The organism is Acidianus sp. HS-5, from assembly GCF_021655615.1.
Taxonomy (GTDB): Archaea; Thermoproteota; Thermoprotei_A; order Sulfolobales; family Sulfolobaceae; genus Acidianus.
In genome coordinates, this window is sequence record NZ_AP025245.1 from 1,768,116 (window position 1) to 1,788,786 (window position 20,671).

Below are 20,671 nucleotides of genomic sequence, written 5' to 3' on the forward strand. Positions count from 1 at the left end.
TTCATGATTTTTAATGAGCATAACTATAAGAAAAGACTAAAAATAAGAAGTAAGATTGAATACAATGTATAATGTTCTGGTAACTAAAAAATTGCCAGGAAACTGGATAGATTACTTAAAAAAGGAATGCAATGTTATGTTATGGGAAGATATTTATCCACCTTCAAAAGAATGGATATTACAAAACATAGAAGATAAAGACGGAGCTCTTATTACATTAACTGAAAAAATTGACAAAGAGATTATAGATCATGCTAAAAAACTTAAAGTTATAAGCACTTACAGTGTGGGTTATGATCACATAGATGTAAAATATGCCAGATCTAAGGGAATTATAGTAACTTACACGCCGGAAGTCCTCACAGATGCAACAGCAGACCTAATTTTTGGCTTATTAATTTCCGTAGCAAGAAGAGTTTGTGAGGGAGATTCTCTAATTAGAAAAGGAGAATGGAAAACTCCATGGTATCCTACTTTCATGCTAGGAACCGAAGTATATGGAAAAACTTTAGGCATAATAGGCATGGGAAGAATAGGCAAGGCTTTAGTTAAGAGAGCAAAGGGATTTGATATGAAAGTAATCTATAACAGTAGAAGAAAGCATGAAGATATAGATGCAGAGTATGTAGATTTAGATTATTTATTGGAAAACTCAGACTATGTAGTTATAGCGGTTGATCTAAACGAAAGTACGTATCATATGATGAATGAAGATAAATTAAGAAGAATGAAAAAATCGGCATTTTTAATTAATGCATCTAGGGGCCAAGTAATAGACGAAAAAGCTCTGATTAAGGCTTTACAAGAAGGATGGATAAGAGGAGTAGGACTTGACGTATTTGAAAGGGAACCTTTGCCTAAGGATAGTCCTTTGCTTAAATTAAATAATGTAGTTCTAACTCCGCATTTAGGAAGTGCAACTATAGAAACTAGGGATAAAATGGCAGAAATTGCGGTAAAAAACTTATTATTAGCATTAAAGGGTGATAAACCAATATATGAAGTTCGATAGCTTATTGCAATATTTTTACGATGCAAAAAACGGGTATTACAGACATTTAGCAATAGTTTTAGGCAAAAATTACCTTGAAAACTCTATAGACCTTGTAAAGTTATATTTACAAGTTAATAATAACCCTAAAGTAGCTTATGCATTTCATCCTTGGGTTAGCGGAAGTAAGGATAGGTTATTAGCCTTTAAGAGAGTAATAAACAATCATGTTACTGATATTGATTATTCTTCTTCAGAAAAATACCTTGGCGAGAGCTTTGATTTAACAATTTTAGATTCTGTAGACGATTTCAGACCTAATTACATTTCAAGACTTGTTGACCTAACAAGGGGAGGCGGCTTAGCAATGATCTATTCTGATAATATAGAAACTAGCAAATTGTATAAATTTTCTTTAACTAGAAATAAAGTTGTAAAAAATTTATTTGAGAATAGGTTCATGAATATAGCTAATAGTTCCAGAGGGATAATTCTCCTAGACGATAACGGAATAAGATTTAAGCCTTTCTCATCATCGGAAATTTCAAAGCCACATAAGAAAAATTATGACGGAAAAATTCCAAAAAGTTTATACGATCTGTGCTTAACTGACGATCAAGTCAAGTTGATAAGGGAATTTGACTTTGTTTTAGAAAAAGGTAAAAGAATTCTTGTAGTAACGGCTCCAAGAGGTAGAGGAAAGAGCGCGGGCGTAGGTCTTGCTCTTTCATTTTACGTAAAGAGAACACTATCAAGACCTACAAGCATAGTCATTACTTCTCCTTCCTACTATTCATCTCAAGCAATAATACAATTTCTTGAAGAAGGATTGAAAGCTCTAAAAATTAAATACAGAGAAAAAATATCTAAGGAAGGTAAAATTATGAAAATAACTGCTGGAGAAGTTAATATAAAATGGACTTCCCCAGATTTAGCCAAAGATGAAAATGGAGATTTAATAATAGTAGATGAAGCTGCCGCACTTGGAATAGAAAACCTTGAATACATAAGGAATTCTTTGGAAAAGATAGTTTTTATCAGCACAATCCACGGATATGAAGGTTCTGGAAAAGCCTTCATAAAATATATAAATTCTCTAGATAACACTCAAATCGTAAAACTAGATTATCCTGTAAGATATTCTAAAGGCGACCCAGTAGAGAAATTTATATATAACGTAATGCTTTTAGACGCTGAGCCAGAAGTATATAACGATACCCAATTTAAGGAGATAACTCAAGAAGAACTATTTTCTAACGATAAGTTGTTAAGACAAGTTTATGGAATATTAGTTTCAGCTCATTATAGGAATTCTCCAGACGACCTTATGTTCTTAGGAGATATGGCATATCAGAGGATTTTCACTTTAGGTTATAATGCTGTAGCAGAGGTTGTTGAAGAAGGAAATTTGGATGATAATACTATCCTGCATATACTTAATGGAGAAGAAAACGAGGGAAATCTAATTCCTCAGAGAATAATAAAATACTTGAGAATAAGAAATTTCGGAAAGCTGAATGGATGGAGAATTATGAGAATAGCCGTAACTCCAGAGCTGCAAAATCAAGGATTAGGATCTAAACTTCTTTCTAAAGTTGAAGAAATTGCATTGCAAAAAAGCATAGATTGGATAGGTTCATCATTTGTAGTTGATTATAAGGTTTTGAATTTTTGGATAAAAAATGGTTTTAAGCCAGTTTACTTAGCTTCCAAGAAAAACGAGGGATTAGGAGGATATTCCATAATAGTAATGAAGGCGTTAAATGAGAATGCTGAAAAATTTGTTGTTGAATTAGGTAAATTATTAAAGGATAAAATTCTTAGAACTTCACATCAAGTTTACTTTAATGTTAATCCTAGAGTTTTGGCCAAGATCATAATTAATACAGAATTCAAGAAGAAAATTGAGATAGACAATGAATATGTAGGTAAAATCTATGCTTACATAAACGGTAAAATACCTTATAATTCTGCAGCAGACGCAATACATGCAATTGCTGAGAAATATTTTTATGATATGAGTTTTAAATTAAGCGAAGAAGAAATTTCTGCAATAATAGCTAGAACTTTCCAGGGAAAGAGCTGGTTTCACAGCGGTAAGATGCTAGGAGTAAATAACCAGAAGGTAGAGGACTTACTCAGGAGCGGAATTGAAAAAATCATCAAAAAATATTTTGGGCAAGAAGAAAAGGATTACGTTGAGCTTTAATTTTAACCTACTTTAAACTTCATTTGTATAGAATATAATCAAAATATAACTTACTTTAATTTAAGGAAATATTTTTAAACTATATAGTTTCTATAGTTTACTGCAATGAGCTCACAAAGAGATTTCTTATACATGGCTATAACCTTGGCTTTAATTACAATTACATCAAGAGCTACAAACAACATGGTAACTACAACGCTAGCTCCATTAGGAAAATACGTTTTTGGCTTCAGCAATGTTATGGCAGGAATTTTGGATGCACTAATATTCATGAGCACGTTTATATCAACTTCTTACTTGAATCCAAAAATGAACGCAAAAGTTAGAAGGAATACGTTTATCGTAGCAAATTCTGCTATTGCAGTAATCCTCGTTCTATATTATTTCTCTAATTCTGAAATAGTGTGGCTAATAACTCCTTTGGCAGGAATATCATTTGGATTAATATTACCAAATCTAATAACTTCAGCATCGCTTGTTGAAGATAAGAAAACTGCAGAGAGACTTTTGGGATTATACTCAGCAAGTTTAAGCATAAGCCTAATTATAGGACCTTCATTAGAGACTTATATTCTACATTTAACAGGAAGTTACAAGATGGTTTTTCTAACCTTCGTACCTTTAGCATTAATAGGTGCAGGAATTGCTTGGACTATAAAATTCCCCAATGTTAAGAGAGAAAAATATGGATTATCGGCATTAAAGAATAAAGGATTCATAACCTCTGTTCTTTCTATTACAACATATAATGTTCCCTTTGCCGCATTCACTGCATTCTTAACAATTTACGCTATAGAGAAATTTCACGTAAGCTCTGCAATAGGTTATTCTGCTTACATTCCATTCTTCACTTTATCATTTCTAACTAGGAGCTTTATGACTATTAGACCTTTCAATTCTCTTAAATATCCTCTCTTAATTTCTATAGTGATTACAACCTTTGGATTAGGTTTCATGGTATTTGCTCCAAGTTTCACATTGTTCCTAATTATGATGGCTCTTCTAGGAATTCCGCACGGCTCAATTTTCCCTATGTCTACGGTAATGATAGCTAGAGCTACAACACAAGAGGAAAGGAATGCAGTAAATTCTTATTTTCTAGCTTATAATAACATATTGTTTACAACAATACCTGCAATAATAGGATTCTTATCAGAATTTATAGGCCTAGGTTCATCAATGCTCTTGTTAGAAATTCCAGTAATCATATCTGCTGCAGTATTTTTCGTTAAATATTGGTCAGATTCCATTATTAATAGAAGATAATAAGGATAGAAGCTCCTTAAGTTCGCAAAAGGCTTTTTCTGTACTTACCTTGTCTTTCCCCATGATTGCCACATTTTCGTTTGATATGCAATAAACTAATTTTGTACTACCATAGTTCCCGCAAGTTTTGGTAAAACCGCTCTTGATATTATCTAACTCGATCGCAGATAACTTGTTATCAATAAAGATTTTTACACTTCCACAGCAATTGAATATTTCATGGGAAGTTGAAAGTGTTAAAAGAAGAAAAAGCCTAACAAGCTTTCTTTTCTCTTCCTTGAAAATCAAAGGAATTGTAATATCCTTAAATTGTAAATATTCATCACAAAGTAGAAAAGGCAATTCTATACAGTTTTTCAAATCACTTATTTCCCCAAAGATTATCCTATTACCTTCGATAAATATCGATTTATCTAGATAATACAGTAATTTTTTATCATTTTCTCTACAAATTTTTAATTTCCTTTCAGAACTCGTATTCTATTCCCATCAAATATGAAAATAAGCTCGCCTTTAGATTTTACTTTCCTGTCGCTAACTAAGATAACTATACTCCTGCCGAGTTCTTTCTTAAGTCTTAGCAGATTTCCTATCTTTAGAGAACCGCTCTTATCCGAAATCGTTTTTAGATCCTTTACCAGTTCTATAGTTGAGTAAGAGTCAGAAACTTTGAACACTTCGTTATTATCAAACTCTAGAATCTTACCGTCATCTACCATAAATGTTATATCTACATCCTTGAATTTCCTCAAGAGAGCATTTATGAACTTAAATAAAGTAAGATAATTAATATTCGAGTTAAGGTCAATCGCTACTAATGGCCTCATATTCAACATTACAGATTAATGGTATAAATATTTTACCATTAACAATCTTTTCAATAGTATACAATTTTATTCTATAATACATAGAAATTTTTCTCTCATTCAACTTTATATAACGCGTTATCTACATAAGAAATGAGAGTATATGTTCAAACATGTGTTAGTAGCGTATGATGGTTCATCTCATGCTAAAAAAGCACTAGATATCGCAATAGATATTACGAAAAAATATGAGGCGAAATTAGATATTGTTGAAGTAGTAGACTCAACAGTATTTGCAGGAGCTGGAATAGCTCCAGTGCCTGCTGATGTTATAGAATCAGTATATAACAGAGCAAAAGCTGACATTGAGGAAGCTAAAAAGAAGGCAAAAGAAGGAGGAATAGAAGCAGAAGGCGTAATATTGGAAGGAGATCCGGCAAGTGCTATCCTAGAATATGCTAATAAGAATAACGTTGATTTAATAGTAACAGGGAGTAGAGGACTATCAAGTCTAAAGAGAGTATTCTTAGGTAGCGTCTCAACTAGACTAGTCCAAGAAGCAAAGATACCAGTAATGGTTATAAAGTAAACTTTTTATTTTTATCTTATGAAACTTTTTGATAAAAATGAATATTACTATAATTGGTTCAGGACCAGCGGGAGTTTATTCTGCAATAGCTTCATCGAAGATGGGACACAAAGTTAAGCTTATAGAAAAGAATGACAAATTAGGAGGAACTTGCGTTCTTTACGGCTGCATACCTTCTAAAGCAATGTTGCATCCCCTTTTCTTAAAATACTCTACAGAAGAGCTTGGAAGAGAACTCAACTTCTCATTTGCTGAAATACAGAAAATTGCAAAAAACGTAGTAAATAGACTTTCTAAAGGGGTAGAATATATGCTTGAATCTTACGGAGTAGAAGTAATTCACGATAGAGCAGAACTAAATAGCGGTAATATCCAGATTGGAGGACAAACAATTCCTTCAGACAGAATAATAGTAGCTACTGGTACTGAAAAACCTCAAGTAAAAGGGACAATTGCTTCTGACGATTTACCTTATTTAGATAAAGACTTCTCTAAAGTTTTAGTTATAGGTGGAGGAGCTGGAGGAGTAGAATACGCTTGGTTGCTTAAAATGGCAGGTAAAGACGTAAGCATTGCTGAAAAGTCTGACAGTCTTTTACCTTATTTAGATGAAGATCTGCGAAAGGCAGTAACGTCATATTTCAAAAAGATAGGAATTAAACTATATTTATCCTCAGAAGTCAATTTAGAAAAGCCAATAGATGAACCAGACGTAATACTTTATACTTTCGGAAGGAAACCTGTACTGAAAGGATTTGAGGAATTACCCCACGAGAAGTATATTAAAGTTGATAAAAGAATGTACACCGGCGTAAGCAATATTTACGCTGCAGGAGATGTAATTGGAACTTTTACTGCTCACGAAGCGATTCATGAAGGATTTGTAGCAGGATTAAATGCAGGAGGAGTTGAAAAATATTATAACCCAGAGGCAGTACCTAAGGTTATTTACACAGAACCTCAAATAGCTTACGTAGGAAATACAAAAGGTAAGTGTGTTAAAATTAACATGGCTGAAATACCTAGGGCAATTGCAGAAGGTCTAACTGAAGGATTCCTTAAGGTATGTGCAGAAGAAAAGAAAATAAGTGGTGCTGTCGCTTTCTCGCAAGACGCTGAAGACATAGTTACTCTGATTTCGACATTCATGAATTATAACATTGACTTAGAAAAAGCGATAGACTTTATAGAACCACACCCTTCATACTTAGAGGCAGTATTCGAAGCATTACTTAGACTCAACTCTTAGCACATCTTCAACTTCAAAAATTCCACAATCAGTAACTAACCTTCCAAACTTGTCTACAAACAGTGCAGTGCACTCGACTTTACTCTCGTCTTTCTTAGTTATAGAGACTTTCCTATCCTTTATTGAGAGGTATTTGCTATTAATTTCCTCAACAATTTTCTCAAAATCTTCTTTAATGGAAAGATAATAATCTATCTTCGATATCACGTCATCAAGTAATTTTTCATTATCGACCTCTTTTTCTGTCTCCAAAAGAATTGAAGTAGCTTTAATATCTGGTGGAAATTCCTTAACGTTAGTATTTATTCCAACTCCCACAAACATGTCGGTAGATCCTCCACTGTAAATTGCCTCAATTAAAATTCCGGATACTTTCTTATCATCAACTACTACATCATTAGGCCAGCGAATTTTCGCATCGAAAAATGAGGATAAAACTTCCCTTACCGCTAGGGATACTTTAAGTGTAGAAATTAGGATTTCTTCAACGTTAAAGTTCTTCTTAACATAAGTAAGCCATAATCCTCCTTTAGGAGAGTACCATGCTCTTTTATACCTTCCTCTAGCTTTAGTTTGCTCTTCTGCTACTACTAAAAAATCCTCATAAAGCATTGATGATACTGCTTCAGCGAAATCTTGTGTAGAAGTTACCTTATTCAGCTTAAACTTCAACATATTTTTTCACGTCATCTAGACTTTTAATTATTGAAAATCCAGAAGCTTTCCTAGCCCTATTCATTATTGCAAATCCTATTCCTTTTTCTGGAACTCCTTCCATAACACCCATGTCTACATCTAATCTATCAAGTTTTCTGAAGGAATCAAATAGGTTCTTTGCAACCTCATAAAGGTTTTCCCTACTGCCTAGAATTATTCTAGGTTCATCAAATTCCTTAAAATCTTCAGTAGTGCAAAGCACTGCGACATTATATTTACTCCTCAACAATTTAACGACATCCTTAAAGATTGAGTAATTCTCAACTAGTAGAAGCTTCTTACTAGGAGCATAATGCCTGTATTTCATTCCTGGAGCTAAAGCTACAGTGAATTCGCCTCCTTTTATTAACTGATCTGGAATTACTATCTCTGGCAGGAATTGATGTAATTCTTCTAATGTAAAAGGACCGGGTCTTAAAAGGACAGGCGGATTAACGCTCATGTTTATGATTGTAGACTCTACTCCGAAGAAGGTATCTCCTCCGTCAATTATAACATCCGCTTTACCGTTGATATCTGCTATTACGTGTTCAGCTTTAGTAGGACTTGGCTTAGTGGCTAAATTAGCACTGGGAGCAGCAATTGGTACACCGCTTTCTCTTATTAACTGTAATGCTATAGGATGAGCTGGCATTCTTACTGCAACAGTATCAAGACCTCCTGTAGTCTCTTTAGGAACTCTGTCAGTCTTTTTTAATACAAAGGTTAAAGGACCTGGCCAAACTTTCTGTGCCATATCTAATACAACGTCTGGTATATCCTTAGCTACATCAAATAATTGATTTAGGTCTGCTATGTGGACTATCAAAGGATTGTCCATAGGCCTATTCTTAGCTTTGAAAACTTTTACTGCAGCTTCAGGATTATAAGCGTCTCCTCCTAAGCCGTAAACTGTCTCTGTAGGAAAAGCCACTATACCTCCCAGTTTTACGTATTTTGCTGCTTCTCTTATTTTATCTATCTCAGGATTTAGTGGGTCTACTTTAATTATTAGAGTCATTCTATTGCTCTTCTAGATTAAAGAAATTTATAGCTATTCAAACTTTTAACCTTTCTAAACTAATTTAATACAATGATTTAGATGATTTATGAGGTGATCTCTGACGCATGATGAAATCATTATAACAAATTTATATAAATCTGAAAATGTAATGTGCAAATATGACTGAACAAATTCTCCTCACAGGAAATTTAAAAGACGCTGCAAGAAAAGCTGCACAATGGTTAGCTAATAGAAAACCTGTTAAAGATTTAAGAGATTGGGGGACTGCGTTCTCCTTATGGCCTCCTCATTTCACTACAAGTTGTTGTGGTGCGGAGTTCGGTGCATTTGCCGCAGCTAGATTTGATGCAGAAAGGTTTGGAATGCTTCCGTTCTCATCTTCAAGACAATCAAACATACTAGTTATAGAAGGAACCATGACAAGAAAAATGGCAAGGGCAGCAAGGATAGTTTATGAGCAAATGCCAGAACCAAAATATGTGATGGCCATAGGTGCTTGTAGCTTAGAAGGCGGTATATTCTGGAATTCTTACAATACAGTACTGCCTTCAGAAGTAGGAATTCCAGTAGACATTTACGTGCCAGGGTGTCCAATTAGGCCCGAGGCAATAGCTAGAGGACTTTTAATGCTACAAAAGAAAATAAGACGTCAGCCTACAATCAAGATGTAAACATTATTAACGTTTGTGTATGTAAGCCCAGTTTTTACAACTGCTGAGTACTTCTCCAGTAATTCATAACTCGAGTGATTTTTTAGACTATCTTCTATCTCCTCAAAGCTTATCTTCATACCGCCATTAATAATGCATCCAGCATACTCGCTATTACCATCAATTCCGTCTGTTGCTATAGCATAAAATTCATAATTTCCTTTTGCCTCCTCTAAAAGTGATAAAGCTACTTCACTATTTCTCCCTCCCTTTCCGCTTTTTCCAGTTATAGTGACGTCCGGTTCTCCACCTATAATTATACTCCCCTTTTTGAAAGGTATTGAATATTGTGAGATAGATTTATAAATCGACGCAATAAACTTCCCTAAATCCTTGGCTTCGCCTACCACTTGGGAAGTTAAAATTAAAGGATTATAAAGGTGAGAAGAGATCTTCTTTAGCACGTCCATATTGTCCAAGATGATATAATTATCTGCATTGACTTCTTTAGGAGTTTCAATCAAGTATTTTGAATACTCTGAAAGACCTATTTCCTCTAGGATTTCCTTGGCATCTTTAATTGTACTCTTATCAGCAACTGTGTATCCACTACCTATGCTGCCCAAATCGTTGCCAGGAACATCACTAACAATAAGAGTCAGAACTTTAGCTTTAGATAACTTAGCTAAAGATCCCCCTTTTAGTCTGGAGAGATGCTTCCTCACGGTGTTAATTTTAGTTATTTCTAATCCGGATTTTATCAACTTATCGTTAATTTTACGATACTCCTCTAGTGGTATTACTGGGTCTTCCAGTAGTGCTGAGGCACCTCCGGAAAGTAAAAAAATTAGGAGATCATAATTTTCTTTTGCAAGTATTTCTTTTACTTTTTCTCCTGCTTTTAAACTGAATTCGTCAACCTGTGGGTGACCCGCCTCTATGACGTTCTTTAATGGTAAATTGGATCCGTGAGGAGTTATAACCAGATAATCTACGGGCTCTATTCTATCTAGGAAGAATTTAGCCATCTTATAGGATGCCTTACCTACAGCTATTATTAGTGGTTTAGAGAATCTATATTCTTTACCTTGTATAATTATTTTGCCTTTTTCGATTTTTACCTTTTCTGTAAGAGCGTTGTAAGGATCAGAATATTCGAAAATCTTATCTACGATAGAGAAATCCATGAGATATATTGAAAAAGTCAAAATAATAAAAACTACTATATTATTTTACTTCTTACCCTTATGTTCATTCTTTTTGTTATTCGTGCTTTCTAATGATTTCTTATATTCCTTATAAAGATCTGAAGCTATTCTGCGTCCTTCCTTTGAGAGGTCAAAATAAATTCCTTTAGGTTTGTGACCTAACTCTTTTGCCTTAACTTTTAACCAAGGTTTTACTGAAGAAGTTACGGATTTCTTTAATGCACCTTGAAATCTTATTAAATACCCCATTTCCTCTAATTTCCTACAAGCAGCATCAATCTCATCTTCACTATACTTGGGAGCCCAGCCACTTTCTCCTAATAATCTCCTAGCCATATACCAGGGGTTATCTGGACCGTACTTGTATATATGTATAAGAATTTTTTTCATTAAATCATTAAGCTCAGACATTTACAACTACCTGGTCCGCCAATGTCTTTGTTATTTCATTTGTTCTACCATTTATTTGAACAATAAATTTATCTTCTCCTCTCTTTAAAAGCCTTATTGTCTCTCCAGGCTTTATACCTAACATCTCCATATTCCTTAATATCCATTCTTCTTCTTTAACTATCATAATTACTTTATACTCCCCTTCATTTACTTCTGATAATAGCTTACCCGGAGAAATTTTAATCCTGCCAGGTATAGGATGTCCGTGAGGACAAGTAGAGGGAAATCCTAAAATTAAGTCTATTTTATCGAGGACATCATCAGGCCAAATATGTTCAAGTTTATGTGCAATTTCATGTGCCCTAATCCAATCCACTCCGATAACATCAGTAAGCAACCTTTCCGATAATCTATGAGATCTTATTAACCTTTCGGCTATCTTCTTACCGTCGTCTGTAAGTTTCAATTTCCTATTAGATCTAGTAATTAAACCTAAGGATTCAAGTCTGTCTAAGGCTTTACTTATTGTACCAGGGGAAACTTGAAAAGCTAAAATTAGATCTGTAACCTTAGCCTGCCCTTTTACTTCTTCAAGTTCGTAAATTTCTTTAATATAATTCTCAAGTGCTTCCGATAATTCCATACTTTATGTTTTGATTTTAGCTTTTATAGTTTCTACCAATCTCGACATTGCCTCTTCCTTTACGAATACTTCCACGCTAGTTAAGAATTTCCCAGTAATTCCCTGCTCTTTTAAATACCCCTTAAGATTTTCTAATGCTTCGTCAACTGCTGAGGAAATATGCGAGTGTAACCTGCTTATTCCTACATTATCTGGTAAATCTAAGTTATCTACTCTTACCACGGCGTAATATTTTTTATTATCTTCTTCAACTTCCATCATATTCTCATGATACTCTTCATTTCGAGAGTAAAAAGATTTAGGTTCGAAAATAGAACTAAGAAAAAATATTAAACTTTCAAACTGAATCATTTAAGTATGTACAAGGTTATCTTTAAAGTTACTAAGGGCACTGCTAATAATTCTTCACAAATTTTAAGAAAAATAGGGTTTATAACAATATACAGAAAAATTCAAGGAGATTATGATACGTATATGACATTGTTTAAAGGAAGCAATGTAGCAGAAGTAAAAGAAGCAATTTCTGAGGCTGCATTTTACTTTGCAAAAGAAGGTAAATTCGGTAGACAAGATTTTGCAACAATATATGAAGTAGACGATAAGTATTTAGGGAAAGGAATAGGGAGCTTAGTTGGAGCAGGCTTAGGTTATAAGATAGGTGGAATACCTGGTTTAATACTGGGTTTATTAGGAGGTGTAATAATAGGTGAATTAGCAGATGTAACTATGGGAGAAAAACTTGTAGGTGTTATGGAATGGCCGAAACTAAGTTATTAAAATTGTTAGGGAATAGAGTAACAAGCGGTCTCCTAGGTCTATCTCTTCTGATTTCTTCGATTTATCTAATTATTTCAATAAAGGTTAATTTTTACGATTTACTATATGAAACTTTTGTTTACTTCAATCCTTACTTCTTGTATGTAATTGGAATACCATTAGGAATAGAAAGGCTGATGTATGGAATAACAGGAAATAAGAGATTTTCAGATTTCTTCTTCGGGAGAACAGAATTCACTGCAATGTACTTGTACTTCCTTTCTTTGTTTGGAATAATAATGGGAATATTTATAGTAATTTATTCAATAGCGTTAACAGGAACTCTAGTAAGAACTATGGATATAATAGATGGAGTAAGTTTCATAATATTTGGAGTTTCACTCATTGCACTCTAACCTTCTTTTTTACATTTTAGGAGGAGCCATGGCCCATATTTTTTACTTTCCAGTAAGCTAAGTTTATTTTCTTCCATGGCTGAAATATAATAATCTTTATGCCTCAATTCTATTTTCCACCATTTAGATAGTAAAGTTGAAATCGAATTACTTTTAATTAAGACTAAAATCTCGCATTTTCCATTAGGTTTCAAAACTCTTGCAATTTCCTTTATACCTAAAGAGGGATTATTTAACATGTGCAAAACAAGGAAAGCTGAAACTGAGTCCATGGAAGACGATTCTATAGGTAAAGAAGTCGCATCTGCTCTTACTGCAATAACTTGAGAGAATTTCTTCTTCAAAATAGATAAAAACTTTGCAGAGATATCAAGACCTACACAATACTCACATTTTATGTATTTGAATATAGTCCCAGGTCCAGTACCTATGTCTAGAAAATTTTGTGAAGATAAAAATTCTCCTGCTTCCTTAAATATTTCGTTATATGAAGAAAATGAGGTTAAGAAAAAACCTAAAGGAGCCCATATTTTATCATAAACTGGAGCAATCCTCTCTAACAACGCGTCTCCCTTAACGTTAGAATTTACTAAAAAATCATACATCCCGTCGTGGTACATGAATTTGTGACCTTGCTGACATTCTAGATTATTATTAATAGGAGTTCCGTCATAAGGACAAATAAATTTCATAAATTACTTTATCTGAAAAGTGGTAAATATATATCGTATAAAATCTCTTAAAGTAACTATTTTATTCCCGTTTACGCAAATACTTCCTATATTATGTTCTTTCATAACTTGTATTGCCTTATTAAGCGAATAACTTTCTTCAATACAAATTAAATGCGGATTCATTACTTCCATCACGGGAACGTCTATTGCATATTTTTGAGAATAATAATATATTATATCCCTAGCAGATAACATACCTACTGGTTCCTTTTCTATCACTGGCAAATGTCTAATACCGTTTTTAACCATAATCTCAATTGCAGATATAACGTTAGTATATGGAGTTACACTGAGAGCTTCCTTGGCTATACTGCTTATTTTAATTTCCGGAAAACTATAGGAGAATACTACATCTTTTTCAGTTATTATCTTATCTTTATAAATTACTGAATCTACATTGTTTTTAACCATTGACCTTACAACGTCGAAAATATCTGAAGAAGATATTCTTATTGCTTTCTTTAGCTCTATGTCTTTTAGCTTAGCTTCACTTTTAAATAGCAAATTTCTTAAGGCTTCATCTACAGTAAAAATCCCCGAAATTTGATCACCACAATATATAACTATCCTTCTTATATTATTCCTTGTCATAAAAAATATTGCCTCGTCTACTGTACTTTGGCAACTTACCGAAATTATTTTTGAGCCATTAATCTGCAATTCTAATCTCCTTTATTCCGTATTTTTTCATAATTGTATATAAGAAAGTTGTAAGTAAAGATTTTTCTGCCTTTAAGCCATTAACCTCAATGGCTGGAGATTTCCCGCATTCTTCAGATTTTTTAGATATTTCTTCAGCAATATCTTTAGCTTCCTCAGGAGAACGAATCTCAATTTTCTCTCCTAGATTTAAATCCTTAAATCCCTCTATTAGCACTACATCTGCAGGTAATAATGAAACATAGTCAAAATTAATGCAATCAAAGAATAATGCACAATCGTTACTATGAAAAATTACTAAGTCTGCTCCTTCTTTCTTAAATTTAAAAGTATCTTTATTCTCATCGTCAATAACGTGATGCGAATGCTTAATTACTGCTACTATTAAATCCTTTCTCTTACTTTTCAGTTGTCTTAAAATATTAAGTATTGTAGTTGTCTTACCAGAATCTTTCTTCCCAACAATCTGAAAAACGCATGTCATATAAACTTATATTCACATTAAATATTGATGCTTATCCCTTTAGATGAAGCAAGAAAATTAGTTGAAGAAACAAAATTTCCAAAACCACCAATAAGAGAAGTTGATCTTCTAGAATCTGTGAACAAAATTTCTATGGATGACATAATCTCTTTACAGGATATTCCAGAGAAGGATTTATCTGCAATGGACGGTTATGCAGTAAGGAGTGAAGACACAGGAAAAAAACTGAAAGTTGTAGGCTCACTTTTTCCATCAAGCAAAGAAATTCCAAAAATTAATGAAGGAGAAGCTTTTTACGTTACTACAGGAGCACCTATACCAGAAGGTGCTGACGCAGTTTGCAGAATAGAAGCAACAAGAAGAGAAGGCGATTATGTTATAATAGGAGAAAAAATGCATAAGGGAAAGGATATAAGGCCTAGAGGAGAAGATATTAAAAAAGGAGAAAAAATTCTTACAAAAGGAGAAAAAATTACCCCTTACCATTTAGGAATTCTTGCCTATGAAAAAATATACAAGTTAAATGTACTTGACATAAACTTTGCAGTTTTCGCTAATGGAGATGAAATTTCTCCTTTTCCTTCTAACAACGGAAAAGTGGATTCAATAACTCCTATTTTAATTCCTCTACTATCCTATTTCGGCAACGTAAAGTATTTAGGTGTAGCTAAAGATAATCCTGCAGATGTAGAAAAATTTATTGAAAAAGCATCATCGTTTGATTTCATAATATCAATAGGGGGGTCTTCTGTCGGTGAAAAAGATTACGTTAAGAAAGTTATTGGAAAAGAAGGAGGAAAATTGCTCTTTGAAGGTGTTTCAGTTAACGTATTAAAGAGAGGAAGCCTCGGTTTAATAAAAGGAAAACCTATTTTAATTCTACCAGGGCAAGTGATTTCGGCAATAACAGTCTTTCATGAGCATGGCTTACATGTAATTTCAAAGATGATAGGAAGAGAAATAAGAAATTTTGAAGAAATAGAGCTTGGAGAAGAAATTGAAATAAAGCATAATATGGATACTACATTTTTATTCGAGAACAGAGGAGGAAAGGCTTACCCATTAAGGTGGGGTGTAGGACTTTATAGTGAGCTGTATAAAGCGTCTTGGTTCGGTGTTCTAAAGAGAGGAAGAAAGTATGAAAGAGGAGAAAAAATTCTTTTACAAAGATTCCTTTGATGCGATAATTTTAGCTGGAGGACAATCAAAAAGATTTGGAACAGACAAATGTTCTTTCGAGATAGATGGTAAAACAATGTTACAAAGAGTTGCAGAGAATTTTGAAAGACCTATAATAGTTTCCAGAACTCCAAGAAATTCTGGAACAGAAGTATTTGATGACGGTAATGGACCTATTAAAGCTTTACAAATTGCATTAGAAGAAGTAAATAAAGATAAGGTATTCGTAACTGGTTGCGATTTTCCTTTCCTTAAAAGAAAAGTCATTGAATACATATGCAGTAAGAATTTTGAAGTAGTAATGCCAGTTTTGGAATATCCACAACCACTTTTAGGCTGTTATTCAACTAGTTTTTTACGCAATAGCATATCAACTATAACATCGTTTCAAGAACTGATAAACCTTGCGAATAGTATTTATCTAATAGGAACTGAAGAAATAAAAATGATAGATTTAAGTCTTGATTCTCTTAGAAATATCAACAGATTAACTGATTTTCACATAAAAATAAGAATTTTCACAAAATCTAAGATTTTATTAAGATAAATTTTTCATTCTATACGTTGTATTACTAAGCTTTGTTTAAATCCTTAGCGGAATTTTATAATAGTTTACAATCTTGCCTTAAATTTTTTAACAAGAATACTAAAGATAATCCTTTTATACGATTATAAGCAAAATTATATTCAGACCTTAAATGGCAAAAAAGAAGAAATCTAGCGGTGAGTCATCTGGCGGAGAGAAGAAAAAATGACTACCACGTCTAGTCTTCTATTCCAAAAAGTTAATATATTTTTTCTTTAGTTGGTTTTAAATGCTTGCCCCATTCATTCCCACTCCTGAAGAAGTTATTAAAGAAATGTTAAATTGTGCTGAAGTTAGAAAAAATGATATACTTATAGACCTTGGTAGTGGAGATGGAAGAATACTCAAAATTGCAAAGACGCAATACCACGTTAAATTGGCAATCGGCATAGAGCTAAATAAAATATTATGTAAAGAATCTAATTCTGACGATGTTGAAATAATATGTAGTGACCTAATATCTATTTCAGAAATTTTAATTCCAAGAACTACAGTAATTACTGTATATCTATCTTCTAAAAGCAATAAATTCTTAGAAGATATTATCATAAGAAATGGTAAAAAAGGCCTACGAATAGTGAGTCATGATTTTGAATTTAATGAATTAAAATTAGAGAAAACTAAGAAAATAAAAGCAATGGGTTTATTGGGCTTGACAGAACACACTATTTATTGTTACAAATTATGAAAGTCTGCGTTTTATACTCAGGAGGAAAAGACAGCACTTATGCTCTCCATTGGGCTGTATTTAAAGGATTTGAAATCACATCTTTAATAACACTCCTGCCAAGAAGAGAAGACTCTTGGATGTTCCAATACCCTAATGTTGAATTTACGAAATATCAAGCTGAAGTTATGGGAATGAAGCTCATTCAAATACCCACGTCTGGCGAAAAAGATAAGGAATTACAGGATTTGTATATCTCCTTTAAGAGATGCGAGGAATTAGGAGCACAAGGTATAGTAACAGGAGCATTACTCTCCGATTATCAAAGGCTTAACGCAAATATCATAGCGGAAAAGCTTTCATTAAAAACATATTCACCTCTCTGGAGAAAAGACCAAGAGAAGTATATGTACGAACTGATTGATGAAGGCTTTGAGTTCATAATTACCTCAACTTCTGCTTATGGCTTTCCTCACGAGATTTTAGGAAAAACTATAAGAAGAGACGACGTAGATTTAATAATAAGAAGAGCAAGGGAATACGGCTTTAATCCAGCATTTGAAGGAGGAGAAGCAGAAACTTACGTTACTAATGCACCGTTATTTAAAAAAGGATTAAAAGTGTTTGGAGAAATAAAAAGATTAGGAGAGGATAATTGGAGGTTTTTAATAAAGCGTATACTTTGAAAAACTGTTCATTCATATTAGACTCAGAGAAAATCTTAGAAAATGTAAATATAGTGATAGAAAATGGCAAAATAAAGAATGTAGGAAACGAAACTGAAGGAGATGAGATAGACTGTTCAGAATATGTAGTAACACCTGGCTTTGTAAATTCTCATACCCATTCCGCAATGATCTTCTTAAGAGGATATTATGACGATAATGAGTTACAAGAATGGCTAGACAAAATGTGGGAAAAGGAAAGAACAGCAAGCAGGAAATTATTAAAGGTGAGCAGTGAGCTCGCAGTATTGGAAATGCTATCATCTGGAACTACTGCATTTGTTGACATGTATTTTAATCCTGAAGACATAGTTGAATTATCTCAACAATACGGCATTAGAGCCGCAGCGGGATATACTTTTCTCGATGAAATCTTTGATCCAGAAGAAGTAGCTAAAATGCAAGGAAGACTACAAGAAACGAAATTATTTAAACCAATAGTTAACGTTCATAGCGTTTATGCTACAAGCGAGAAAACATTACTTCTAGCAAAAGACTTAGCGGAAGAAGAAAATACATGGATAAATATTCACTTATCTGAGACTAGAAAAGAAATTTACGAGACTAAACTAAGGAAAGGAAAATTTCCAGTAGAATACTTGCAGTCATTGGGAATAGCGAAATTTCAAGCAGTTCATTTAGGATGGGTAGCTAGTTGGGAAATAGAGATGCTAAAAAATTCTATTGCCGTAACTCATTGTCCTACTTCTAATATGAAACTAGCTACAGCAGGAGCTTTTCCGTTTTATGAAATGTTAAATTCCGGAATAAACGTTACAATAGGTACAGATGGTCCTGCAAGTAATAATTCTTTGGATATAATAAGAGAAATGAAGAATGCTGTATTATTACAACGCCACTCATATTGGGACACTAGAATTAAGGCATTACACGTATTTAGGGCAGCTACAGAAAACGGATACAAATTACTTAGAATAAAAGGAGGATTAATAAAAGAAGGTTACGTTGCAGATTTAGTATTATTCAATAAGAATGATCTTTATCCATTAAAGAAGGATAGAATACTGTCAAATATCATATATTTTTCAACTAAAGAAAATATAAGCAAGATAATAATCAACGGGAAAATAATAGACAAAGAAACATTGAGGAAAAGAATTTATGAAGTGTCAAAAAAACTAAATGAAATGATTTAAGGTTTAAATTCTGCCTCAACTAATGATGCCATCTTATCTGAGCATTCTTTAATGTCTTGTAGAATCTTAGACTTCAACTCGTTATAATCTTTTGCTTTATAAAGGTATCTTGGTCTTCCTGCCTTGTTTCCAGGTTCCTTAATCCTCATTACTAATGCCATTTCTAAGAGCTTATTAAGACTCCTATTGATTGAAGCCTTAGAAAGCTTTAAGTCACTCTCAAGCTCTTCAGTTCCTCTAGCATCTCCCTTCATCAATGCCATCAATACTTGAACGTCAGTTTCCGAAAGGCCATAACAAAATGACAATATATCTACTAACCCTGCATCTTTTCCAGATGGTAACTTTATTCTTGACCCACTTATCTGACTTTGCTCCATTTTAACCACAAATAAAGATTCTAAACTTCTCATATATATATTTTTTCCATGTATTTTAAGGATAGCATTTCAACTTTTATAGAGAAGTAAGACGTTATACAAAAGAACTCATAAAAGTTAATTATTATATTTATGTAAATCGTTCCCAAAGTGTTCACTATGTCCTTAATACTTTCAAAGCTATTTTTTACTGTATATAAAAAGATTTATATATTAGAAGAATAAATAGGTAACATAGTGATCTATAAATGGCAGACGTTGAAGAAATCGTAAAAGTAAGTAGAAACTATCAGGTTACGATCCCAGCTAAAATAAGGCAAAAGTTTCAAATAAAGGAAGGAGATTTGGTTAAAGTAATTTTTGATGAAAAAGAAAATGCGGTAAAGATAACTCTACTCAAGGAACCATGGAAGTAAAAATTTTTAAATAAATTCTCATTTTTTATTTTTTAATGCTAGTTGATATTCATGCTCATTTAGAGTCTCAGGAGCTAAAAAGTAGAATAGATGAAATATTATCTAAGTGCGAGATAAAAATTATAAATGCTGGAGTAAATTTAGATACCAATTTACAAACATTAGAACTTGCCAGAAAATATAAGAACATAATATATCCTGCAATAGGATTTCACCCGGAGTATGTAGAAAAAGCTAACGAAGAGTTAAATAATATACTTCCTTTAACGGATGAAGCAATAGCAATAAGCGAGATAGGATTAGATTACTACTGGATAAAAGATGAGAAATTAAGGAAAAAAGAGATCGAAGTACTATCAACTTTCCTAGAAATTGCAGAGAAGAGTAACAAGCCAGTAATCTTGCACATAAGGGGTGGAATGACCGAATTTCTTCAGTTAATACCATCATACAGATTGACCTTTATAATTCATGCATTTGAAGGAAGTATAAAAATTGCAAAAAGAATCCTGGATTTAGGCGGTTACATATCTTTTCCACCGATTATAGTCAGGGATAAATTAAGGAGAGAAGTTGCTAAAGAAGTTCCTTTAGATAGATTATTTACTGAAACAGATTCACCTTTTTTAGCACCAGAGAAAGGTAAAATAAATGAGCCGTGCAATGTACGCATTACAATAGACGAATTATCTATAATTAAAGGAGTAGATAAGGAAGAAATAGAAAAAAAGATTGAAGAGAATTTTTACAAGATATTTCCAAAAATTAAGAAAGAGAAATAAAAAGT

General features: G+C 33.0%; 27 protein-coding genes. 15 read left to right on the top strand and 12 right to left on the bottom strand.

The annotated features are described in order from the left end of the window. Positions 1-64: 64 nt before the first annotated feature. The 3 genes from HS5_RS09430 (at position 65) to HS5_RS09440 (ending at position 4,466) form a co-directional block, all read left to right on the top strand. Positions 65-1,012 (top strand): D-glycerate dehydrogenase, encoded by a 948-nt coding sequence (locus HS5_RS09430; protein WP_236751156.1) that lies wholly within the window; start codon positions 65-67, stop codon positions 1,010-1,012. Beyond that, positions 999-3,200: a GNAT family N-acetyltransferase gene (locus HS5_RS09435; protein ID WP_236751157.1), complete on the top strand. Its 2,202-nt coding sequence runs from the start codon at positions 999-1,001 to the stop codon at positions 3,198-3,200. Before HS5_RS09430 ends, HS5_RS09435 begins: the two co-directional genes overlap by 14 nt. A 105-nt stretch (positions 3,201-3,305) precedes the next feature. Continuing rightward, positions 3,306-4,466: an MFS transporter gene (locus HS5_RS09440; RefSeq protein WP_236751158.1), complete on the top strand. Its 1,161-nt coding sequence runs from the start codon at positions 3,306-3,308 to the stop codon at positions 4,464-4,466. Here the strand turns inward: HS5_RS09440 and HS5_RS09445 are convergent. Both HS5_RS09445 and HS5_RS09450 read right to left on the bottom strand, forming a co-directional pair. After that, positions 4,440-4,826 carry a hypothetical protein gene (locus HS5_RS09445; protein ID WP_236751159.1) on the bottom strand — a complete coding sequence of 129 codons (387 nt, stop codon included), beginning with the start codon at positions 4,824-4,826 and terminating at the stop codon, positions 4,440-4,442. The two genes, HS5_RS09440 and HS5_RS09445, sit on opposite strands and share 27 nt — an antisense overlap. A 95-nt stretch (positions 4,827-4,921) precedes the next feature. Continuing rightward, entirely contained in the window at positions 4,922-5,293 is a 372-nt protein-coding gene (locus HS5_RS09450) for a hypothetical protein (RefSeq protein WP_236751160.1), read from the bottom strand. 142 nt (positions 5,294-5,435) lie between these two features. On the opposite strand from HS5_RS09450, the gene HS5_RS09455 reads away from it, so the two are divergent. Then, complete coding sequence (locus HS5_RS09455; protein WP_236751161.1) at positions 5,436-5,861, top strand: universal stress protein; 426 nt, start codon at positions 5,436-5,438, stop codon at positions 5,859-5,861. A gap of 37 nt (positions 5,862-5,898) precedes the next feature. Next, positions 5,899-7,110: an NAD(P)/FAD-dependent oxidoreductase gene (locus tag HS5_RS09460; protein WP_236751162.1), complete on the top strand. Its 1,212-nt coding sequence runs from the start codon at positions 5,899-5,901 to the stop codon at positions 7,108-7,110. On the opposite strand, the gene HS5_RS09465 is transcribed toward HS5_RS09460, so the two are convergent. After that, positions 7,090-7,785: a biotin--[acetyl-CoA-carboxylase] ligase gene (locus HS5_RS09465; protein WP_236751163.1), complete on the bottom strand. Its 696-nt coding sequence runs from the start codon at positions 7,783-7,785 to the stop codon at positions 7,090-7,092. The two genes, HS5_RS09460 and HS5_RS09465, sit on opposite strands and share 21 nt — an antisense overlap. Next, a complete protein-coding gene (locus HS5_RS09470; RefSeq protein ID WP_236751164.1) occupies positions 7,772-8,827 on the bottom strand; it encodes an L-threonylcarbamoyladenylate synthase in 1,056 nt (351 codons plus the stop codon). Before HS5_RS09470 ends, HS5_RS09465 begins: the two co-directional genes overlap by 14 nt. Positions 8,828-8,988: 161 nt before the next feature. On the opposite strand from HS5_RS09470, the gene nuoB reads away from it, so the two are divergent. Further along, positions 8,989-9,501 (top strand): NADH-quinone oxidoreductase subunit NuoB, encoded by a 513-nt coding sequence (nuoB, locus tag HS5_RS09475; RefSeq protein WP_236751165.1) that lies wholly within the window; start codon positions 8,989-8,991, stop codon positions 9,499-9,501. Here nuoB and HS5_RS09480 read toward each other — a convergent pair. From HS5_RS09480 to HS5_RS09495, 4 genes are read right to left on the bottom strand one after another with little or no spacing between them, the layout of a single operon-like run. Then, entirely contained in the window at positions 9,480-10,667 is a 1,188-nt protein-coding gene (locus tag HS5_RS09480; protein WP_236751166.1) for a glycerate 2-kinase, read from the bottom strand. The genes nuoB and HS5_RS09480 overlap by 22 nt on opposite strands. A gap of 45 nt (positions 10,668-10,712) precedes the next feature. Beyond that, entirely contained in the window at positions 10,713-11,099 is a 387-nt protein-coding gene (locus HS5_RS09485; RefSeq protein WP_236751167.1) for a hypothetical protein, read from the bottom strand. After that, complete coding sequence (locus tag HS5_RS09490; protein ID WP_236751168.1) at positions 11,092-11,724, bottom strand: metal-dependent transcriptional regulator; 633 nt, start codon at positions 11,722-11,724, stop codon at positions 11,092-11,094. Before HS5_RS09490 ends, HS5_RS09485 begins: the two co-directional genes overlap by 8 nt. A 3-nt stretch (positions 11,725-11,727) precedes the next feature. Further along, complete coding sequence (locus tag HS5_RS09495) at positions 11,728-11,985, bottom strand: hypothetical protein (RefSeq protein WP_236751169.1); 258 nt, start codon at positions 11,983-11,985, stop codon at positions 11,728-11,730. Between the two features lie 96 nt (positions 11,986-12,081). Between HS5_RS09495 and HS5_RS09500 the strand changes: the two genes are divergently transcribed. Both HS5_RS09500 and HS5_RS09505 read left to right on the top strand, forming a co-directional pair. Continuing rightward, positions 12,082-12,501: a hypothetical protein gene (locus HS5_RS09500; protein WP_236751170.1), complete on the top strand. Its 420-nt coding sequence runs from the start codon at positions 12,082-12,084 to the stop codon at positions 12,499-12,501. Further along, entirely contained in the window at positions 12,480-12,896 is a 417-nt protein-coding gene (locus tag HS5_RS09505) for a hypothetical protein (protein WP_236751171.1), read from the top strand. Before HS5_RS09500 ends, HS5_RS09505 begins: the two co-directional genes overlap by 22 nt. On the opposite strand, the gene HS5_RS09510 is transcribed toward HS5_RS09505, so the two are convergent. From HS5_RS09510 to mobB, 3 genes are read right to left on the bottom strand one after another with little or no spacing between them, the layout of a single operon-like run. Next, complete coding sequence (locus tag HS5_RS09510; RefSeq protein WP_236751172.1) at positions 12,893-13,588, bottom strand: class I SAM-dependent methyltransferase; 696 nt, start codon at positions 13,586-13,588, stop codon at positions 12,893-12,895. The genes HS5_RS09505 and HS5_RS09510 overlap by 4 nt on opposite strands. Before the next feature lie 3 nt (positions 13,589-13,591). Continuing rightward, positions 13,592-14,290 carry a CBS domain-containing protein gene (locus tag HS5_RS09515; protein WP_236751173.1) on the bottom strand — a complete coding sequence of 233 codons (699 nt, stop codon included), beginning with the start codon at positions 14,288-14,290 and terminating at the stop codon, positions 13,592-13,594. After that, positions 14,280-14,774 (bottom strand): molybdopterin-guanine dinucleotide biosynthesis protein B, encoded by a 495-nt coding sequence (gene mobB / locus HS5_RS09520; protein ID WP_236751174.1) that lies wholly within the window; start codon positions 14,772-14,774, stop codon positions 14,280-14,282. Before mobB ends, HS5_RS09515 begins: the two co-directional genes overlap by 11 nt. A gap of 24 nt (positions 14,775-14,798) precedes the next feature. Here mobB and HS5_RS09525 point away from each other — a divergent pair, with 24 nt between their 5' ends. The 5 genes from HS5_RS09525 (at position 14,799) to HS5_RS09545 (ending at position 19,088) form a co-directional block, all read left to right on the top strand. Continuing rightward, complete coding sequence (locus tag HS5_RS09525; RefSeq protein ID WP_236751175.1) at positions 14,799-15,953, top strand: molybdopterin molybdotransferase MoeA; 1,155 nt, start codon at positions 14,799-14,801, stop codon at positions 15,951-15,953. Continuing rightward, a complete protein-coding gene (locus HS5_RS09530) occupies positions 15,913-16,500 on the top strand; it encodes a molybdenum cofactor guanylyltransferase (RefSeq protein ID WP_236751176.1) in 588 nt (195 codons plus the stop codon). The genes HS5_RS09525 and HS5_RS09530 overlap by 41 nt, the downstream gene beginning before the upstream one ends. A gap of 268 nt (positions 16,501-16,768) precedes the next feature. Continuing rightward, entirely contained in the window at positions 16,769-17,227 is a 459-nt protein-coding gene (locus tag HS5_RS09535; RefSeq protein ID WP_236751177.1) for a hypothetical protein, read from the top strand. After that, entirely contained in the window at positions 17,224-17,892 is a 669-nt protein-coding gene (locus HS5_RS09540; RefSeq protein ID WP_236751178.1) for a diphthine--ammonia ligase, read from the top strand. Before HS5_RS09535 ends, HS5_RS09540 begins: the two co-directional genes overlap by 4 nt. Continuing rightward, on the top strand, positions 17,862-19,088 hold the full coding sequence (locus HS5_RS09545) for an amidohydrolase (protein ID WP_236751179.1): 1,227 nt from the start codon (positions 17,862-17,864) through the stop codon (positions 19,086-19,088). The genes HS5_RS09540 and HS5_RS09545 overlap by 31 nt, the downstream gene beginning before the upstream one ends. On the opposite strand, the gene lrs14 is transcribed toward HS5_RS09545, so the two are convergent. Then, positions 19,085-19,468 carry an HTH-type transcriptional regulator Lrs14 gene (gene lrs14, locus HS5_RS09550; RefSeq protein ID WP_236751180.1) on the bottom strand — a complete coding sequence of 128 codons (384 nt, stop codon included), beginning with the start codon at positions 19,466-19,468 and terminating at the stop codon, positions 19,085-19,087. The two genes, HS5_RS09545 and lrs14, sit on opposite strands and share 4 nt — an antisense overlap. Positions 19,469-19,716: 248 nt before the next feature. Between lrs14 and HS5_RS09555 the strand changes: the two genes are divergently transcribed. Both HS5_RS09555 and HS5_RS09560 read left to right on the top strand, forming a co-directional pair. Next, positions 19,717-19,884, top strand: coding sequence for an AbrB/MazE/SpoVT family DNA-binding domain-containing protein (locus tag HS5_RS09555; RefSeq protein ID WP_236751181.1), 168 nt, complete (start codon positions 19,717-19,719; stop codon positions 19,882-19,884). 35 nt (positions 19,885-19,919) lie between these two features. Continuing rightward, a complete protein-coding gene (locus HS5_RS09560; RefSeq protein ID WP_236751182.1) occupies positions 19,920-20,666 on the top strand; it encodes a TatD family hydrolase in 747 nt (248 codons plus the stop codon). Positions 20,667-20,671 lie beyond the last annotated feature (5 nt).

Bases quoted from the DNA above. Each gene is read 5' to 3' on its own strand.
- HS5_RS09430 (WP_236751156.1), top strand. From the start codon at position 65: ATGTATAATGTTCTGGTAACTAAAAAATTGCCAGGAAACTGGATAGAT.
- HS5_RS09500 (WP_236751170.1), top strand. From the start codon at position 12,082: ATGTACAAGGTTATCTTTAAAGTTACTAAGGGCACTGCTAATAATTCT.
- HS5_RS09440 (WP_236751158.1), top strand. From the start codon at position 3,306: ATGAGCTCACAAAGAGATTTCTTATACATGGCTATAACCTTGGCTTTA.
- HS5_RS09490 (WP_236751168.1), bottom strand. From the start codon at position 11,724: ATGGAATTATCGGAAGCACTTGAGAATTATATTAAAGAAATTTACGAA.
- HS5_RS09460 (WP_236751162.1), top strand. From the start codon at position 5,899: ATGAATATTACTATAATTGGTTCAGGACCAGCGGGAGTTTATTCTGCA.
- HS5_RS09530 (WP_236751176.1), top strand. From the start codon at position 15,913: ATGAAAGAGGAGAAAAAATTCTTTTACAAAGATTCCTTTGATGCGATA.
- HS5_RS09535 (WP_236751177.1), top strand. From the start codon at position 16,769: ATGCTTGCCCCATTCATTCCCACTCCTGAAGAAGTTATTAAAGAAATG.
- HS5_RS09485 (WP_236751167.1), bottom strand. From the start codon at position 11,099: ATGTCTGAGCTTAATGATTTAATGAAAAAAATTCTTATACATATATAC.
- HS5_RS09505 (WP_236751171.1), top strand. From the start codon at position 12,480: ATGGCCGAAACTAAGTTATTAAAATTGTTAGGGAATAGAGTAACAAGC.
- HS5_RS09450 (WP_236751160.1), bottom strand. From the start codon at position 5,293: ATGAGGCCATTAGTAGCGATTGACCTTAACTCGAATATTAATTATCTT.
- nuoB (WP_236751165.1), top strand. From the start codon at position 8,989: ATGACTGAACAAATTCTCCTCACAGGAAATTTAAAAGACGCTGCAAGA.
- HS5_RS09495 (WP_236751169.1), bottom strand. From the start codon at position 11,985: ATGATGGAAGTTGAAGAAGATAATAAAAAATATTACGCCGTGGTAAGA.
- HS5_RS09510 (WP_236751172.1), bottom strand. From the start codon at position 13,588: ATGAAATTTATTTGTCCTTATGACGGAACTCCTATTAATAATAATCTA.
- HS5_RS09470 (WP_236751164.1), bottom strand. From the start codon at position 8,827: ATGACTCTAATAATTAAAGTAGACCCACTAAATCCTGAGATAGATAAA.
- mobB (WP_236751174.1), bottom strand. From the start codon at position 14,774: ATGACATGCGTTTTTCAGATTGTTGGGAAGAAAGATTCTGGTAAGACA.
- HS5_RS09480 (WP_236751166.1), bottom strand. From the start codon at position 10,667: ATGGATTTCTCTATCGTAGATAAGATTTTCGAATATTCTGATCCTTAC.
- HS5_RS09435 (WP_236751157.1), top strand. From the start codon at position 999: ATGAAGTTCGATAGCTTATTGCAATATTTTTACGATGCAAAAAACGGG.
- lrs14 (WP_236751180.1), bottom strand. From the start codon at position 19,468: ATGGAGCAAAGTCAGATAAGTGGGTCAAGAATAAAGTTACCATCTGGA.
- HS5_RS09560 (WP_236751182.1), top strand. From the start codon at position 19,920: ATGCTAGTTGATATTCATGCTCATTTAGAGTCTCAGGAGCTAAAAAGT.
- HS5_RS09465 (WP_236751163.1), bottom strand. From the start codon at position 7,785: ATGTTGAAGTTTAAGCTGAATAAGGTAACTTCTACACAAGATTTCGCT.
- HS5_RS09555 (WP_236751181.1), top strand. From the start codon at position 19,717: ATGGCAGACGTTGAAGAAATCGTAAAAGTAAGTAGAAACTATCAGGTT.
- HS5_RS09540 (WP_236751178.1), top strand. From the start codon at position 17,224: ATGAAAGTCTGCGTTTTATACTCAGGAGGAAAAGACAGCACTTATGCT.
- HS5_RS09455 (WP_236751161.1), top strand. From the start codon at position 5,436: ATGTTCAAACATGTGTTAGTAGCGTATGATGGTTCATCTCATGCTAAA.